This is a genomic window from Allorhizobium sonneratiae (assembly GCF_023700755.1).
GTDB lineage: Bacteria > Pseudomonadota > Alphaproteobacteria > Rhizobiales > Rhizobiaceae > Allorhizobium > Allorhizobium sonneratiae.
Genome location: NZ_JAMKOJ010000004.1, coordinates 216,057 through 231,859 on the forward strand (window position 1 = coordinate 216,057; position 15,803 = coordinate 231,859).

Sequence of the window (15,803 nt, forward strand, 5' to 3'; positions counted from 1 at the left end):
GCGGGCGTCGGAAAGGTTTGAAAATGGGGAGCATGTCCTGCACCTTTCCTTCTACTCAGACACAAAATACGCCTTGCAGAACAACCATCCTGATTGAGTTTTGACCCTAGAGCACCGTGCGATAGAGCATTGTCCCGAGAAAAGTGCGTCGCGGTTTTCTGACCCGAAATGCGAAAAAACAAAGAAATAGAGCGGTTCAGTGTTTCACGGAAAGCCGGTTCCCACTTTTCGGCCGATGCCCTATCCTCTCAGCCCCGGCGCTTCCTGACCGGTGCGCTCGACATACTCACGATAGCCGCCGTCATAGCGGTGAATGCCCTCGTCCGTCAGTTCCAGCACGCGATTGGAAAGTGCCGCCAGAAAATGCCGGTCGTGGCTGACGAACAGCATGGTGCCTTCGTAATCGGCCAACGCCTTGATCAGCATGTCCTTGGTGTCGAGGTCGAGATGGTTGGTCGGCTCGTCCAGAACCAGAAAATTCGGCGGATCGAACAGCATGGCGGCCATCACCAGCCGCGCCTTTTCGCCACCGGACAGCACCCGGCATTTCTTCTCGACATCATCGCCGGAAAAGCCGAAACAGCCAGACAGCGCCCGAAGCGGCGCCTGTCCGGCCTTGGGAAAGCGCTCTTCCAGCCATTGCAGAATGGTCAGATCGCCCTCCAGCACATCCATGGCATGCTGGGCAAAATAGCCCATCTTGACACTTGCCCCGAGCGTTACCGTGCCCTGATCCGGCGAGGTCGCGCCGGCCACCAGTTTCAGCAGCGTTGATTTGCCCGCGCCGTTAATGCCCATGATGCACCAGCGCTCGCGCCGCTTGATCATGAAATCGAAACCGTCATAGATCCGGCGGCTGCCATAGGCCTTGTGGACATTTTTGAGGTTCACCACATCGTCACCGGAGCGGGGCGCGGGCAGAAACTCGAAAGCCACGGTCTGGCGGCGGCGCGGCGGCTCGACCCGCTCGATCTTGTCCAGCTTCTTCACACGGCTCTGCACCTGGGCCGCATGGCTGGCGCGGGCCTTGAAGCGCTCGATGAACTTGATTTCCTTGGCCAGCATCGCCTGCTGGCGCTCGAACTGCGCCTGCTGCTGCTTTTCGTTCTGGGCGCGTTGCTGTTCGTAAAATCCGTAATCACCGGCATAGGTATTCAGCGATCCGGCATCGATCTCGATGATCTTGTTCACGATGCGGTTCATGAAGGCGCGGTCATGCGATGTCATCAGCAACGCGCCATCATAGGTTTTCAGGAAGGATTCGAGCCAGATGAGGCTTTCGAGATCAAGATGGTTGGAGGGTTCGTCCAGAAGCATCACATCCGGGCGCATCAGAAGAATGCGGGCCAGCGCCACGCGCATCTTCCAGCCGCCCGAGAGCTTGCCGACATCGCCGTCCATCATCTCCTGCGAAAAGCTTAACCCGTCCAGCACTTCCCGCGCCCGGCCTTCCAGCCCGTAACCGTCCAGCTCTTCATAGCGGGCCTGCACCTCGCCATAACGTTCGATGATCGCATCCATCTCATCGAGACGGTCCGGATCGACCATGGCGTCTTCCAGCGCGCGCAGCTCAGCGGCAACCGCGCTCACCGGTCCGGCCCCGGCCATCACTTCCGCCACGGCGCTGCGGCCTGCCATCTCGCCGACATCCTGATTGAAATAGCCGATGGTGATGTTCTTTTCCGTCACCACCTGGCCTTCATCCGGCTGGTCCTCACCGGTCATCATGCGAAACAGCGTGGTCTTGCCCGCTCCATTCGGCCCGACCAAACCGGCTTTCTCGCCCCGGTTCAATGCCGCAGACGCCTCGATATAAAGAATGCGGTGACTGTTCGACTTGCTGATATTTTCAATGCGGATCATGTCAGGACGGCTCGATAAAGCATGTCCAGCAAACCGATGAATTGGTTTTGCCTGGGGCATGCGTAAAAAAGACAAGCATTTCCAACAAAATATCACAGGGTTTTGCAGAAAATGCCCAGGCGGGATGAAAGCCGTCACCCTATGCCACGCGGTGCGGGGTTTGTCACGCCATGCTTGGCGGCGCCGATCGACCAACAAACACCTGTTGGAATGATTGAAACATGCGCTCTCAACCTTTCCGCAAATGTTGAGAGCACCGTGCGATCAATATGACGCACGGCGCTGTAGCACTTTAAATCAGCTGCATCATTTTCACCTTCAATCTCACCCGATGTCAGGAATGATACAGTCGAATAAAACCATGCGCAGCCTGCTGAAAAAGTCAGAGGGAGCTGAGCGTTCCTGTGTTTTGGCGAAACCCTGAAACGCTCCCGTGCTGTGTGGGATCAAGCGAACACCGTCATGTCGTTTCCATGTCCACATTGCCCGCAATGCCCTCCGATGCTGGCGCTCATGCGTAGGCGGCTTCGATGCCGCCATCAATGGGCAGATTGGCGCCGACCACCCAGCGGGCAGCGTCAGACAGAAGGAATACGATTGGTCCGGCGATCTCGTCGGCAAGCGCCGGACGCTTCATCAGGGTGGCATCGCGCTCAACGCGTTCCTGGCCGAGCATGGAGACGAAATCGCCGAGGATAGGGGTAAAGACCGGACCGGGCGCCACCGCGTTCATCCGGATATCATGCTGCATGAAAAGAACACCGCTCCGTTTTTTCGTCCAGACGATCAGCGCCTCCTTGAAGTACTGATAGCAGGTGTCTTGTGGCACCGGGTTGGCATCAAGCCAGGCCTTACCAGCGGCAAAGCTTGTCGTCGCCGAAAGCTGCTTGTGCAGATCAAGGCGATGCGGCCACTCGGCGCCAAGAATAGAGGTGATGTTGACGATCGACGCGCCCTTTGGCATGCGTGGCAGAAGCTGCTCCGTCAAATGCCTCAGGCCGAGGTAATTAACCCTGGCGACCACGTCGCGATCGACGGTGCCGGGAACACCCGCAGCATTCACGAGACCGTCGATCTGCGCCGGGAGGAAAGCGAGGCCCGCATCGATAGCGGCTGGATCACCAAGGTCCATCCTGACGAAGCCATCGAGCGTCACCATCGGGTCGTTGCGATCGACGCCGATCACGTGGGCGCCATGAAAGCGGGCCAGCCGCGCAACCTCACCACCAATGCCCGAGGAGGCGCCTGTGATCACAATTGTCTTGCCATGCAGTTTCATGCTTCATTTCCTTCATAAAAGTGTTGGGAGAACGCGACCGGCCCATGGAAGCGCACAATGGCTGCGCCGGTCGAGCACATGATTTTGAGGCGCGATGCAGGTGTTCAGAACGGATAGGCCGCCGCCTGGTCCTTCACGGAAACCCACTGCCACTGGGTGAATTCCTCGATGTCGGCCGGGCCACCCATGCGGCTGCCATTGCCGGACTTGCCGCGCCCGCCGAACGGGGCATAGGGGCCGCCATTCACCGTCTGGTCGTTGATGTGGAGCTGTCCAACATTCAGCTGGTCGCCCAGCGCCATGGCTCGGCCGACATTGCCGGAAATCACACCGGCGGCGAGACCGTATTCGGAGCGGTTGGCCAGTTCGACAGCGTCTTCGTCGCTCTTGAACGACACGATGCAGGCAACCGGACCGAAGATTTCTTCATCAAAGGCGCGCATGCCGGGGGTGACGCCGGACAGCACAGTCGCCTTGTAGTATCGACCGTCATGGATGCCGCCAGCCAGAAGCTTTGCCCCCTTGGCAACGGCATCATCGACGATGGCCTGGATACCGGCGACCTGCTGATCGGAGATGATCGGTCCAAGCGCCACCTGATGACTGGAGGGATCACCGACCGGCAGATGTGCAGCCTTGACGGCGAGCCGCTCGGCAAGGCCGGCTGCGATTGGCTCCTCGGCAAGCACAAGCCCGGTGGCCATGCAGATCTGCCCCTGGTGCAGGAAGGCGCCCCAGGCCGCGTTGGACGCGGCAACATCCAGATCGGCATCATCCAGGATGATCAGCGCATTCTTGCCGCCCAGTTCCAGTTGGACCTTCTTCAGGTGCTTGCCGCACAACTCACCGACCTTGGAGCCCCCGCGCGCTGATCCGGTAAACGAGATCATCGCAATATTGTCATCCGTGCACAGGGCTTCACCGGCCTCCGCACCGCCTGGAATGATGTGCAATACCCCTTGCGGCAGACCGGCCTCTTCAAAGATGCGGGCAATGATGATGCCGCCGGAAATCGGGGTGCGGGGATCGGGCTTATGGACCACCGTATTGCCAAGCGCCAGTGCTGGCGCAATCGAGCGGATGGACAGAACAAGCGGGAAGTTGAAGGGCGAGATCACGCCCACCACCCCATGCGGCACGCGACGGGCATAGTGTGTGCGCTCATCCATGCCGGGCAGGAAAGTGCCGGTAGCGGCGGTGGCAAGTGTGGCGGCATGACGGATGAACAACGCACCGTGTTCGATTTCGATCATCGCCTTGGTATGGATGGAACCGGATTCCCGCATGATCCAGGGCGCCAGTTCCGCCCCATGCTCCTCCAGAAGATCTGCCGCCCTGTTCAGGATCTTTGCGCGCTCGAGGGCGAGCATTTTTGCCCAGCCCTTCTGGGCCGCTTTCGCCTCACGGGCTGCCCGGGCGATATCGGCCGCTCCACCAAAGCCCACATTGGCAACATGCTGTCCGGTGGCAGGATCCGTTATATCCACAGTTCCAGCCACTGTTGGTTGCCAGCCGGAGAAGAAAGCAAGGCCGTTCCAGCGACCGGATTGCAAGAAATCAAGGTTGTGAATGTTCACGATGAAGCTCTCCTCTGCTGTTTCTGGAAGGAGGATAAAGCTTCGCCATCCGCGCGAGCTGCTGTCTCGCCGGTTCGCTTGCCTGATGTGTTGCCGTCCTCCCAACCGTCTCCTCAACGGTTAGGATAGACAGAGCAATCTCTGTGCCAAAGCGTTATTGGGATGGTCGTTCGCATGATCCGGCACCTTCGACCACTGGTAAGACTTGATTTTTCCCAAGAGGACGTGCTTCGGTCGCTCTATTCATTTTGCTTGCAGAAATTCATGAAAAGATAAAAAATATCATCAAAGGCTTCAATTGATGAAGGCGCAAGTGATGAAGAATCAACTGCCGGGACTGATCTCACTGGCGGATGCCTCAAAGAAGACCGGCAAGATGGTCTCACGCGGAACCTTTGATGAACTGGAAACCGGCGCCTCACCTACACTCGTCGAATTGACCGAGGCTCTTCACTTTGCCTTGGGCGATGGCCGCATCTGGCTCAATGACCAGCGCATGGTGCTGATGCAGGCGCAGGTCCTCGGCCGTTTACGCCAGGAGGTGATCGACGCGTTCGGCGTTGAAGCGGCCAAGGGCATGTTCATGCGTGTCGGCTACATGCAAGGCGTTCGCGATGCGGAACTGGTTTTGAAGCGCTTTCCAAACCAGAGCCTGACGGAGGCACTTGCGGCAGGCCCGCGCGTGCACACGCTTGAAGGCTTCGTGAAGGTCACGACGCGACATTTCCGCTTCGACGGCATCAAAGGCACCTATTTTGGTGAATTCCTATGGGAAGACTCCTCTGAGGCCGCCCAACACATGGCCCATTATGGATTGGCGCAAGAACCGGTCTGCTGGATGCAGACTGGCTATCCGACGGGATACACAAGCACGCTGTTCAAGCGACCGGTGATCTTCCGCGAGATCGAATGCGCTGCCATGGGCGCACCGCGCTGCGTTGTCGTCGGCCAGAACGCAGAAGAGTGGGGCGCTGACGCGCCCGAGCGCGCCTATCTGGGCCTCGAATGGAAGCGTACACCCCGCAAGACCAGCAAAACTGAGAAAGCGACCGAAAAGCCCGCGAAGGATCAAGACGAGGCCGAGGCGGCCCTGGCACCGGCGCCGGATCAGATCGTCGGCGTTTCGGCCAGCTTTTTGCGCGCTCGCGCCATGGTCGAGAAGGTCGCGGACACCGAGGCGACCGTCCTGCTGACGGGAGAATCCGGCGTCGGCAAGGAACTGTTCGCACAACAACTGCATCGTCTCAGTGCACGCGCGACCGGCCCCTTTGTGGCGATCAATTGCGCGGCCATTCCGGAAAATCTGGTGGAATCCGAATTGTTCGGGGTTGAAAAAGGCGCCTTCACCGGTGCGGTCGCCTCTCGGGCCGGCTATTTCGAACGGGCGGCAAAAGGTACAATCTTCCTCGATGAGATCGCCTCGCTGGCGTATGCGGCACAAGGCAAGGTTCTTCGCGCCATCCAGGAACGCCAGATCGAGCGCATAGGCGGCGTCCGTACGGTGCAGACGGATGTGCGCGTGATCGCCGCCTCCAATGTAGATCTGGCCGAGGAGGTGCGGGCCGGTCGATTCCGCCAGGACCTTTACTTCCGCCTCTGCGTCTTTCCCATAGCAATCCCGCCGCTGCGCGAGCGCCGCGATGACATTCCTTTTCTCGTCTCACACTTTCTCAGCCAGTTCAGTATCCGTCATCGCCGCAGCTGCCGCGGCCTGACGCATCGGGCAATGGATGCCCTGCTGGCCTATGACTTTCCCGGCAATATCCGCGAGCTGCAGAACCTCATCGAACGCGGCGTCATCTTTGCCGATCCCGGCGGCTGGATCGACGTTCAGCACCTGTTCACCGGCCAAGACATCTCGCCCGTGTTTCCGCAGCAACTGACTGCGGAAGGCAAGGTGAGACTGAGCACGCATCCCCATGCACCGCCTTCCCCTTCCGCCGGCGCCAGAATGCATTCCGCAGAGGATCTGGCAATGGCGGAAAAGGCACTCTATCGCGAGGCTCTTGACCAAGCCGCCGGCAACATCTCACTTGCAGCGCGTCGTCTGGGGCTCAGCCGTCCCAAACTCGACTATCGTCTGAAGAAACTCGGGCTCATCAAAGCACCTTGAAAACGGAGGCGAACATGCAAGACATCAAAGACTGAAAGCACCTTGCATGAGGCTGATAAGCGGCAAGGTGGTTTAGAGCATCGACCGAAAAGTGGGAACCGGTTTTCGGAAAAACCGATGCGGAAACAAAATCCTGAGCATCGTTCTGGAAAACGCCATGCTGTTCATCATCCGCATGAACGGCGACCCCAACACTCTGAAGGATATCGCGCCTCTTCAATCGGGTGCATATTCCCAACATGAAATACAACCTAAGCGTATTGATCGGTACGGGGGCTCGCAACGGGTCAAGACCGTGCCAATCCGTGCCCGATCTGGCACCGCCGCCGAACCGATGACGGGGATGACGCACAGGTGGCAAGATCGCTGGATCGCGTTTGCGAATTGAAAGGACTCGTTCGACCAAAGTGGTGTCTTCCGCCCGATGGACATCACCCGCTCGATCGCGGATGAACCCTGATTGAGAAGCGGCAAGATCGACATTGCGGCCCGGCCCTAACGGGTGTATTCGCCGCTGATGCTATAAATTCGCCCGGAAAGAATATCGCATGCTGCTGCAGCAAGGCAAAGCCCGTAACGAACGCGTTGATCTCAACCTCGCCTGCACGCTGGCGAGCGTTGCTGGTGCACTCAATGCATCGGCATTCTATTCGGTTGGCTTCTTTTCCGCCAACATGACCGGAAATGTCTCGGCCCTTTCGGATCACATCGCCATTGGCCAATGGCAGTCGGCGCTGTTTTATTTCAGCATTGTCTTCGCCTTTATTTTTGGGGCCAGCGTCTCGACAGTCCTGATCAACACAGGCCGGCGACGGCATATCCACGGCATTTACGCCTATAGCGTTCTGACGGAAGCCATTCTGCTGGCGCTGCTCGGCTGCGCCGATCTCTGGCTCTTCGGAGCCTGGCACACACCGGTCGTGGTGCTGGGCCTGGCGTTTCTGATGGGCCTGCAGAACGCGGTTGTCACTCGGATTTCCGACGCCCGTGTCCGCACAACCCATGTGTCCGGCATGGCAACCGATATCGGGATCGAACTTGGAATCGCGCTCGACATCCTGCGCGGTCGTGATCGTGAAACCGATGCGGCCCATAACCGCTCAAAGCTGCGCCTGCATCTTTATACAATTGCCGCATTTCTGCTGGGGGGTGTTGTCGGCGTCGTCATCTATCAGGCCGTCGGCGGCTGGCTGCTGATCGCCGCCGCCATCCTGCTGTTTGCGATTGCCGTAACCGGCATTTCCCAGTCACGGCGTATCGGTGACCGGATGGGCTCATCTGATCGTGCAACGGGGTCCGCAGACCCGACCCTGGACCTGTGATTGACAGCGACCTTTGTGCGCCATCTTTGGCGCATGGCGCTGTAGGGCGCCACGCGGCGAACCCGGATTGCCAGTCACGGCCACTACATGACCTTTTCGAATAGAAATCCCTCATCGACTGGCAGTCTTCCTGAGACTGGATGAGATGGATCGGGGTGGTGGCTGTTAAAGAACTCAATGATCTTGAAGCCACACTTGTTCACATAGAAGTGGATGTTTCGTTTCTCGAAATAGGGTGTGAAGGTTTGCCAGACGCGCGTTTCGGGATACAGCTTCTCAATGGCAAGCCAGGCCTTGTGACCCAGTCCACGTCCCTCTTCGCCAAGCTTGAGGAAAAACAGGTCGAGCGAGTTGTGGCGGTTGACATCATTGATGGACACCACTGCACCGCCAATCTTTCTTCCCTCGCACAGGATCCGCAGCGTGACGGCGCCCTGGGCATTGAACGAGGCATCAAGCTCTTCATCTGACGGGATGGGTTCGCCCGGATCTTCCTTCATTTCGTTGACGACCGCCACGGCGAAGGCGTCCTGCAACTCCTTTTTGAAGTCTGCGATGTCGTCTGCATCGGCTTGCGCCAGCTGGATGATGGGTTCAGTCATGTCGTTCACCTGAGTTACTGTGCAAAAGGCGACAGCCATTTCAACAGGCCTTACTTGGCATCGCGAACCGAAACCGTCGAGTGGCGATGCGCCCGTTCCATTCAACCGCGACGAAATCTGCACAGAACCTCCACGAAGCATGCCTAGAGCACGTCCATTGAGCACTGGCGATGGTGAGAGACATGGGACGCAACAAGGGTTTGTGGAAAGCGGCGGTGTTATGCCTGCCGATCGTTCTGCTCTGCGCTTGCAGCGATAAGGGCGAAACCCCCAACGGTGACGCATCTCAGGCAGAGCCCGCTCGCGTCAGCGTCATCAGGGTCAAACCTGAACCGCTGACCGTCTACGAAGAATTGCCCGGCCGCGTTTCAGCCTATCGCTCTGCGGAAATCCGCGCTCAGGTCGGCGGCATCATCCAGAAGAAAATATTCCGCGAGGGAACGCTTGTCGACAAGGACGCGCCGCTTTTCCAGATCGATCCGGCACCGTTTGCAGCCGATGTTGACGCCGCTGCCGCGGTTTTGACGCGTGTGGAAGCAGAATTTGTCAATGCGCAGATCAAATTCAACCGCGCCGAACTGCTTTCGTCCAAGAACGCCATGAGCACTGAATCCCTCAACGATGCAACAGCGGCGCTGGCGCAAGCGAAGGCGAACGTTGCTGAAGCCAGGGCCAATCTCGCAAAGCGCCGGCTTGAGCTTTCCAATGCCACGATCCGCAGTCCGATCAGCGGCTTCATCGGCCAGTCTTTCATGAGCGAGGGCGGGCTTGCCTCGCCATCGGCCACCTCACCGCTTGCCGTCGTCCAGCAGATTGACCAGGTCTTCGTGGACGTCCGCCAATCGGCGATGAGCCTCGAAGACCTGCGCAATACTGCGTCGGAAGCCGGCGTGAGCAATCCGCAGGCGTTGGCCGTCAAGATCATGACGCTCACGGGGAAACCCTTCAGTCAGGACGGAAAGCTCCTGTTTTCCGACATCACGGTGGATAGCGCGACCAGCAGCCTCGGGCTGCGCATTCTTGTTGCGAACCCGCAAGGGCAGTTGCTTCCCGGCATGTTCATCCGCGCCATGGTGCCGCGCGCGGTCTATAGCGCGGCTCTTCTGGTGCCGCAGGAGGCGATTGCGCGCGACAGTGCGGGACGGCCGCAACTCATGATCGTCGGCGCTGACGGTACGGGCACGGCCCGAACCGTGACTTTGGGCGAGGTGGTTGCAGGGCGATACCTGGTCAGAAGCGGGCTTGCGGCGGGCGAGGTCGTCGTCGTGCTCGGCAAGGAACGCGTCCAGCCGGGCCAACATCTCGAGACACCCCCCTACCTTGCCGCGGTCTCTGGCAAGCAAGGCTAAGGAAAAGACGATGCCAAAGTTTTTCATCGACAGGCCCGTCTTTGCCTGGGTCATTGCCATCATGATCGTCATTGCCGGGTTCATCTCCATTCCCCAGCTCCCGGTCTCCCGTTACCCCGTCATTGCGCCGCCCAGCGTATCGATCTACGCCACCTATACCGGTGCGACGCCACAGGTGATCAATGACAGTGTAACCAGTCTGATCGAACGCGAAATTTCGAGCGCGAAAAACCTCTTGTATTTCGAGTCCTCGGCGGATTCTTCCGGGTCGACGACCGTCACCGTGACCTTCAAGCCGGGAACCAATCCCGAACTCGCCCAGGTAGACATCCAGAACCGGCTGAAAGCAGTGGAATCCCGCTTGCCGGAACCGGTTCGCCGCGCCGGGTTGACGGTGGAGTCCGCCTCGTCCGGTTTCCTGATGATCGTCTCACTGAAGTCGAAGGACGGCTCAATCGATGCCCTGACGCTTGATGACTATCTGGTGCGCAACCTTGCGCCGGAACTGAAGCGGGTCGGTGGCGTCGGTCGCGTGCAGTCATTCGGTTCGGAAGCGGCCATGCGGATATGGGTCGATCCCACACGACTGCTCGCCCATTCCATGTCCATCGCGCAGGTCACGCAGGCCATCCAGTCGCAGAACATCCAGGTGGCGCCGGGCCGTCTCGGTGACTCCCCAACCGTGCCCGGACAGAAGGTCAGCGTGCCGCTCAACGTGCGTGGCCAGCTCCAGACACCGGAAGAATTCGCGCAGGTTATCCTCCGTTCAAACCCGGATGGTTCGCGACTGACCCTGGGCGAGGTCGCCAAGATCGAGGTGGGATCGCAGTCCTCCGCATTTTCGATTCTCGATGGCGGCAAGCCCGCAACGGCCGCGGCCATCCAGATGTCGCCTGGCGCCAATGCCGTCAGCACGTCAAGCGGCGTGCGCCAGCGGCTTGCGGAACTTTCCGCTACCATGCCGCCGGGAATGGAATATGCCATTTCCTACGACACGGCCCCCTTCGTGAAGATCTCGATTCAGAAGGTGGTGCAGACGCTGGGCGAAGCCATGGTCCTGGTTTTCCTGATCATGCTTCTGTTCCTGCAGAACATCCGCTACACGCTCATTCCCGCGATTGTCGCGCCGATCGCTCTGCTCGGAACCTTCGCCGTCATGCTGGCGATCGGCTATTCGATCAACGTGCTGACCATGTTCGGCATGGTTCTCGCCATCGGTATCATCGTCGACGACGCCATCGTCGTTGTGGAAAATGTCGAGCGGCTGATGGCCACGGAAGGGCTGTCGCCACGCGCTGCGACACAGAAAGCGATGACCGAGATAACGGGCGCCGTGATCGGGATTACCCTCGTTCTGACTGCCGTCTTCCTTCCCATGGGCTTCGTGTCCGGTTCCGTCGGGGCGATTTACCGGCAGTTCACGGTGTCCATGGCCGTTTCGATCCTGTTTTCGGCCTTCCTTGCCCTCAGTCTCACGCCCGCTCTCTGCGCGACGCTTCTGAAGCCCGTCAGCCCGGATCATCATGAGAGAAAGGGCATCTTCGGCTGGTTCAACCGCGCCTTTGACCGCCTGACCATGCGCTATTCAGGCTGGGTCGGCGGCCTCATCCAGAAGTCCGGCCGCGTGATGGTCGTCTATCTGGCGATCTTCGGCGGGGTTGCCTACGGCTACAGCACCTTAGCCACGGCCTTCGTTCCAGAGGAAGATCAGGGTTCCTTCATGACCTCCTTCACGCTCCCCGCCGATGCGACGGCCGAGCGGACGCGCGATGTCGTCCATCTTTACGAAAAACATGTGCAGAGCCGACCCGATATTGCCAACAATCTGACGATCATGGGCTTCGGCTTCTCGGGGTCCGGGCCCAACACCGCCATGTCGTTCACAACGCTGAAGGATTGGGGTCATCGCACCACCAGCGTGGACGCGGAACTGGCCGCTGCAACGACAGCCATGGCTGCCGCCAGCGAGGGGCAGATATTCAGCCTCAAGCCACCGGCGATCGAGGAGCTGGGCACGACGTCAGGATTTGCCCTGCGGCTGCAGGATCGTGGCAACCGGGGTGCAGAGGCGCTCGCCGCTGCCGCATCCCAGCTCACGCAACTGGCCGCCCACAGCAAGCTCCTGAGCGATGTCCGTGTGGACGGGCTGCCAAGTGGGCCGAGCGTCACGCTGAACATAGACCGGCAGAAGGCGAGCGCCCTTGGCGTTTCCTATTCGGTGATGAGCGATACGCTGGGCGGCGCCGTCGGCTCGACCTATGTCAACGACTTCCCGCATAACGGCCGCTTGCAGCAGGTGATCGTTCAGGCGCAGGCGCCAAGCCGCATGCAGGTGGACGACGTGCTGAAACTGCATGTCCGCAGTGATACCGGCAGGATAGTCCGTCTTTCGGAATTCGTGACGCCCGAATGGTCGACGCTCCCGTTGCAGTTCACGCGCTACAACGGCTATCCGTCAACAAGCATTTCCGGCTCTGCAGCTCCAGGTATATCGAGCGGCAAGGCGATGGTGGAGATGGAACGGCTTGCGGCCGAACTGCCCAAGGGCTTCGCTCTCGAGTGGACCGGCCAGTCGCTGCAGGAGCGGCAATCGGGCGCACAGGCTCCGATCCTGATGGCCTTCTCCTTCCTGATCGTCTTTCTCGTCCTTGCCGCTCTTTACGAGAGCTGGATGGTGCCCCTGTCGGTCATGCTCGTCGTGCCGCTGGGGATCATCGGTGCCGTCATGGCTGTGCATCTTCGCGGGCTGGAAAACGATGTCTTCTTCAAGGTCGGGCTGATCACCCTGATCGGCCTGTCCGCGAAGAACGCGGTCCTGATCGTGGAATTCGCGCGCAAGCGTCAGAAGGACGGTCTAGCGTTGACGCAGGCCATCATCGAAGCCTCGCGTCTGCGCCTGCGGCCAATCGTGATGACCTCTATGGCCTTCACGCTGGGCATCGTACCGCTGGTGATTGCGAGAGGCGCAAGCTCGCAAACCCAGAACGCCATCGGCACCGGCCTTCTTGGCGGCATGATCACCGCGACCGTGCTCGCCGTGATTTTCGTGCCCGTCTTCTATGCGATCGTGGCGCGCTTGCAGCGCAAGTCCGGGGTCGCGCCCCCTCAAACGGAAACCGCAGATCAAGCACTGGAGCAACACGCTGAAAAGAGGACAACGCCATGATCGAAACTTTACAGGCAGGCACCCGGATCAGATATCCGCTATCAATGCGGGTGCTACACTGGCTTCGTGCGATCCTCATCCTCGGACTGATCGCATCCGGATGGTTCATGACCGGCAGGGCTGAAGACGATCCGACCGCGACGATCTTCTACCCGAACCACAAGCAGTTCGGCGTTCTGGCCTGGCTCCTTGCGCTGGTGCATCTTACCCTGCGCTTTCACCTGAGGGCCGTTCTTCCGCATCCGCCGCAATCGCTGAAGCCTTGGGAAAAATGGCTTTCGCACAGCATTCACCGGGTCATCATGGCCTTAACGGTGCTGACGCCCATGCTGGGTTACGCCATGTCGACCAGTCTTCCTGACGGCGATGGCGTGCCGTTCTTCGTGCGACCACGCCTGCCGGAATTCCTTCCGAAGAGCGATGCCGCGTTCTCGGTGTTTCAGGCGTTGCATCAGTACAGCGCCTATCTTCTGCTGGCCTGCATTCTGCTGCACGTCGCCGGAACCGTGAAACACAGGTTCGAGGATAGGAACGGGGAGACAGACGTTCTTCCGCGCATGCTTTGAGACATCGGCCATGTCCGCGATATCTTCAAGCCGCTAACGCACCTGCAACCAGTCGCATCGTGATCAGAATGCGACGACCGGAAGACGGATCTCCACCGTCAGGCCTGGGCCCGTGCGGTCGACAAGCACAGCCTCTCCGCCATGGGCACGCGCAATACTGTGGACGATGGGAAGCCCAAGACCGGACCCGCCACGGGCGCGGGTGCGCGAGCCGTCGGCGCGCCAGAAGCGCTCGAAGGCACGCGCGCGCCCCTCGTTCGAAAGCCCAGGCCCGTCATCGGACACGCGTATGAATGCGGTGTCCTGTCTCATCCCCGTTTCGATGGTCACCATGGAACCGGGCGCGTAGCGGATGCAGTTTTGCAGGAGCGCGTGAAGCGCCTGCCGCAGCTTGGCGCGATCGGCAATGGTTCTCGCCGGTTTAAGGTCGGACCGTGTGTTGATCCCGGCGGCAGAAAGATCGGCGCCAACGACGGTCAGGACGGCTTCGACCTCGGTCGGCAGATCGGCCTCCTCAAGGGTGAGATCGAGCTGACCGGCATTGGCCATGGCCAGCGTGCGCAACTCCTCAACAATGCTCGAAAGATCGTCCACATGATCGATCAGTCGCGTGTAGAGTTCGGGCGTCGGCTGGAACGCGCCATCGAGCAACCCCTGCAGGCGCCCGCGCAGGATCGTCAACGGTGTCCGCAATTCGTGGGCAATCGCCGAATTGGCATATTTCAGCTCCGCCTCGGTTTTTTCCAGTCGCTCCGCCATGGAGTTGAAATCGGCAAGCAGGTCGCTGGCCTCCCCGAAGCTCCAGCGCACGTTTTCAGCACGGGTCGAGAAATCGCCGGCCGCAATGGCGCGAGCGGCGGTTGCGACGGAATGGAGTGGCGCCGCGATATTGCGCGCCAGCCGCCAGCCGACGAATGACGCCGCCACGATGCCGGTTGCAAGGATCAGTCCCAGCACGACGAAATCAACCAGCTGCCATTTCTCTTCATAAACCGCGTCAGGATAGAGGGCGGGGTAGATGACGAAGTAAAAGAGCGTGATGCCGCCATACATGACGGCAAAAGCCAGAAGCGTCAGCCCGATCATGCTGATGAGGATATGGGTGTTGAGCGGTTTAGCCATGCGGTGCGGCCACCTTGTAGCCGACGCCCCGCACACCGGTCAGCAGGCCTTCGGCACCAGCGGCAGAAAGCTTGCGCCGGAGATTGGAGAGATGGCTGTCGACCGTGCGGTTCAGCGCATCGCCTTCCGGCAGGCAGGCGTCCACCAGCTCAGAGCGCTCGAACACCCGGTTGGGTGCGCTGGCCATGTGGCTGAGAAGCCGGAATTCGGTTCTGGTGAGTTCCAGCGGCACGACCCCTTTGGCCGAGTCCACCTGCGCGGAATGCGCTTCCGGATCGATGGTAAGCGACCCGACGCGGATCACGTTTCCGGCCTGCCGGCGCGAAGTCCTGCGCAGCACGGCCTTGGCGCGCGCCACGACTTCCAGCGGGTTGAAGGGCTTGACGACATAATCGTCGGCCCCGATGCGCAATGCCTGCAGCTTGTCGAGATCTTCGGCGAGCGCCGTGACCATGATCACAGGCGTGTCGCCGCGCCGGCGAATAGCAGCCAGAACCTCGTAACCGTCCTGTCCGGGAAGCTTGACGTCGAGGATCACGAGGTCCGGCTTGAGCGTGGCGTGGTGCGCCAAACCGATCACGCCATCGCCGGCGCTGATGGTCCGGAACCCCTCGCGAATGAAATAGGCTTCGAGAATTTCGGCAATCTCAGGCTCGTCTTCGATGATCAGAACGAGTGCGTTGTCCATGCCGCCCTCCCTGTTGCGTCTCTTCAATATGAGCTCAAAAGAAGCTGCCCAAACGCAAAGGTCAACGCGTTCTTTGCGCCTCCATCAAATCTCCACGGAAACTGCACGGAAGCTGAATGGCTGGAGACCCGATAGGCTCAGGCACAGGAGACGGCC

General features: G+C 59.8%; 12 protein-coding genes. 6 read left to right on the forward strand and 6 right to left on the reverse strand.

Annotation, left to right across the window (positions count from 1 at the left end; all coding sequences use genetic code 11):
• Nucleotides 1-240: 240 nt before the first annotated feature.
• The 3 genes from NAC44_RS09170 to NAC44_RS09180 form a co-directional block, all read right to left on the reverse strand.
• Nucleotides 241-1,863 carry an ABC-F family ATP-binding cassette domain-containing protein gene (locus NAC44_RS09170; protein ID WP_250940106.1) on the reverse strand — a complete coding sequence of 541 codons (1,623 nt, stop codon included), beginning with the start codon at nt 1,861-1,863 and terminating at the stop codon, nt 241-243.
• A 511-nt stretch (nt 1,864-2,374) separates the two neighbouring features.
• Entirely contained in the window at nt 2,375-3,142 is a 768-nt protein-coding gene (locus NAC44_RS09175) for a coniferyl-alcohol dehydrogenase (protein WP_250940107.1), read from the reverse strand.
• Nucleotides 3,143-3,246: 104 nt separating this feature from the next.
• The gene (locus NAC44_RS09180; protein ID WP_250940108.1) at nt 3,247-4,719 is read right to left on the reverse strand and encodes a benzaldehyde dehydrogenase; all 1,473 of its coding nucleotides are present in this window, start codon (nt 4,717-4,719) and stop codon (nt 3,247-3,249) included.
• Between the two features lie 301 nt (nt 4,720-5,020).
• Here NAC44_RS09180 and NAC44_RS09185 point away from each other — a divergent pair, with 301 nt between their 5' ends.
• The 3 genes from NAC44_RS09185 (at nt 5,021) to NAC44_RS09195 (ending at nt 8,154) form a co-directional block, all read left to right on the forward strand.
• On the forward strand, nt 5,021-6,832 hold the full coding sequence (locus NAC44_RS09185; RefSeq protein ID WP_250940109.1) for a sigma-54-dependent Fis family transcriptional regulator: 1,812 nt from the start codon (nt 5,021-5,023) through the stop codon (nt 6,830-6,832).
• Between the two features lie 157 nt (nt 6,833-6,989).
• Nucleotides 6,990-7,220, forward strand: a complete 231-nt coding sequence (locus tag NAC44_RS09190; RefSeq protein ID WP_250940110.1) for a hypothetical protein — start codon at nt 6,990-6,992, stop codon at nt 7,218-7,220.
• A 160-nt stretch (nt 7,221-7,380) separates the two neighbouring features.
• The gene (locus tag NAC44_RS09195; protein WP_250940111.1) at nt 7,381-8,154 is read left to right on the forward strand and encodes a YoaK family protein; all 774 of its coding nucleotides are present in this window, start codon (nt 7,381-7,383) and stop codon (nt 8,152-8,154) included.
• An 83-nt stretch (nt 8,155-8,237) separates the two neighbouring features.
• Here NAC44_RS09195 and NAC44_RS09200 read toward each other — a convergent pair whose 3' ends face one another.
• Entirely contained in the window at nt 8,238-8,756 is a 519-nt protein-coding gene (locus NAC44_RS09200; protein ID WP_250940112.1) for an N-acetyltransferase, read from the reverse strand.
• 182 nt (nt 8,757-8,938) lie between these two features.
• Here NAC44_RS09200 and NAC44_RS09205 point away from each other — a divergent pair, with 182 nt between their 5' ends.
• The 3 genes from NAC44_RS09205 to NAC44_RS09215 are packed head-to-tail and all read left to right on the forward strand — an operon-like array spanning nt 8,939 to nt 13,837.
• Nucleotides 8,939-10,105 carry an efflux RND transporter periplasmic adaptor subunit gene (locus NAC44_RS09205; RefSeq protein WP_250940113.1) on the forward strand — a complete coding sequence of 389 codons (1,167 nt, stop codon included), beginning with the start codon at nt 8,939-8,941 and terminating at the stop codon, nt 10,103-10,105.
• 10 nt (nt 10,106-10,115) lie between these two features.
• A complete protein-coding gene (locus NAC44_RS09210) occupies nt 10,116-13,271 on the forward strand; it encodes a multidrug efflux RND transporter permease subunit (protein ID WP_250940114.1) in 3,156 nt (1,051 codons plus the stop codon).
• A complete protein-coding gene (locus NAC44_RS09215; protein ID WP_250940115.1) occupies nt 13,268-13,837 on the forward strand; it encodes a cytochrome b in 570 nt (189 codons plus the stop codon). Before NAC44_RS09210 ends, NAC44_RS09215 begins: the two co-directional genes overlap by 4 nt.
• Before the next feature lie 63 nt (nt 13,838-13,900).
• Here the strand turns inward: NAC44_RS09215 and NAC44_RS09220 are convergent, their stop codons facing one another.
• Nucleotides 13,901-14,959 carry an ATP-binding protein gene (locus NAC44_RS09220; RefSeq protein WP_250940116.1) on the reverse strand — a complete coding sequence of 353 codons (1,059 nt, stop codon included), beginning with the start codon at nt 14,957-14,959 and terminating at the stop codon, nt 13,901-13,903.
• The gene (locus tag NAC44_RS09225) at nt 14,952-15,647 is read right to left on the reverse strand and encodes a response regulator (protein ID WP_250940117.1); all 696 of its coding nucleotides are present in this window, start codon (nt 15,645-15,647) and stop codon (nt 14,952-14,954) included. The genes NAC44_RS09220 and NAC44_RS09225 overlap by 8 nt, the downstream gene beginning before the upstream one ends.
• Nucleotides 15,648-15,803 lie beyond the last annotated feature (156 nt).

Bases quoted from the DNA above. Each gene is read 5' to 3' on its own strand.
- NAC44_RS09170 (WP_250940106.1), bottom strand. From the start codon at position 1,863: ATGATCCGCATTGAAAATATCAGCAAGTCGAACAGTCACCGCATTCTT.
- NAC44_RS09205 (WP_250940113.1), top strand. From the start codon at position 8,939: ATGGGACGCAACAAGGGTTTGTGGAAAGCGGCGGTGTTATGCCTGCCG.
- NAC44_RS09225 (WP_250940117.1), bottom strand. From the start codon at position 15,647: ATGGACAACGCACTCGTTCTGATCATCGAAGACGAGCCTGAGATTGCC.
- NAC44_RS09195 (WP_250940111.1), top strand. From the start codon at position 7,381: ATGCTGCTGCAGCAAGGCAAAGCCCGTAACGAACGCGTTGATCTCAAC.
- NAC44_RS09215 (WP_250940115.1), top strand. From the start codon at position 13,268: ATGATCGAAACTTTACAGGCAGGCACCCGGATCAGATATCCGCTATCA.
- NAC44_RS09200 (WP_250940112.1), bottom strand. From the start codon at position 8,756: ATGACTGAACCCATCATCCAGCTGGCGCAAGCCGATGCAGACGACATC.
- NAC44_RS09185 (WP_250940109.1), top strand. From the start codon at position 5,021: ATGAAGGCGCAAGTGATGAAGAATCAACTGCCGGGACTGATCTCACTG.
- NAC44_RS09190 (WP_250940110.1), top strand. From the start codon at position 6,990: ATGCTGTTCATCATCCGCATGAACGGCGACCCCAACACTCTGAAGGAT.
- NAC44_RS09210 (WP_250940114.1), top strand. From the start codon at position 10,116: ATGCCAAAGTTTTTCATCGACAGGCCCGTCTTTGCCTGGGTCATTGCC.
- NAC44_RS09175 (WP_250940107.1), bottom strand. From the start codon at position 3,142: ATGAAACTGCATGGCAAGACAATTGTGATCACAGGCGCCTCCTCGGGC.
- NAC44_RS09220 (WP_250940116.1), bottom strand. From the start codon at position 14,959: ATGGCTAAACCGCTCAACACCCATATCCTCATCAGCATGATCGGGCTG.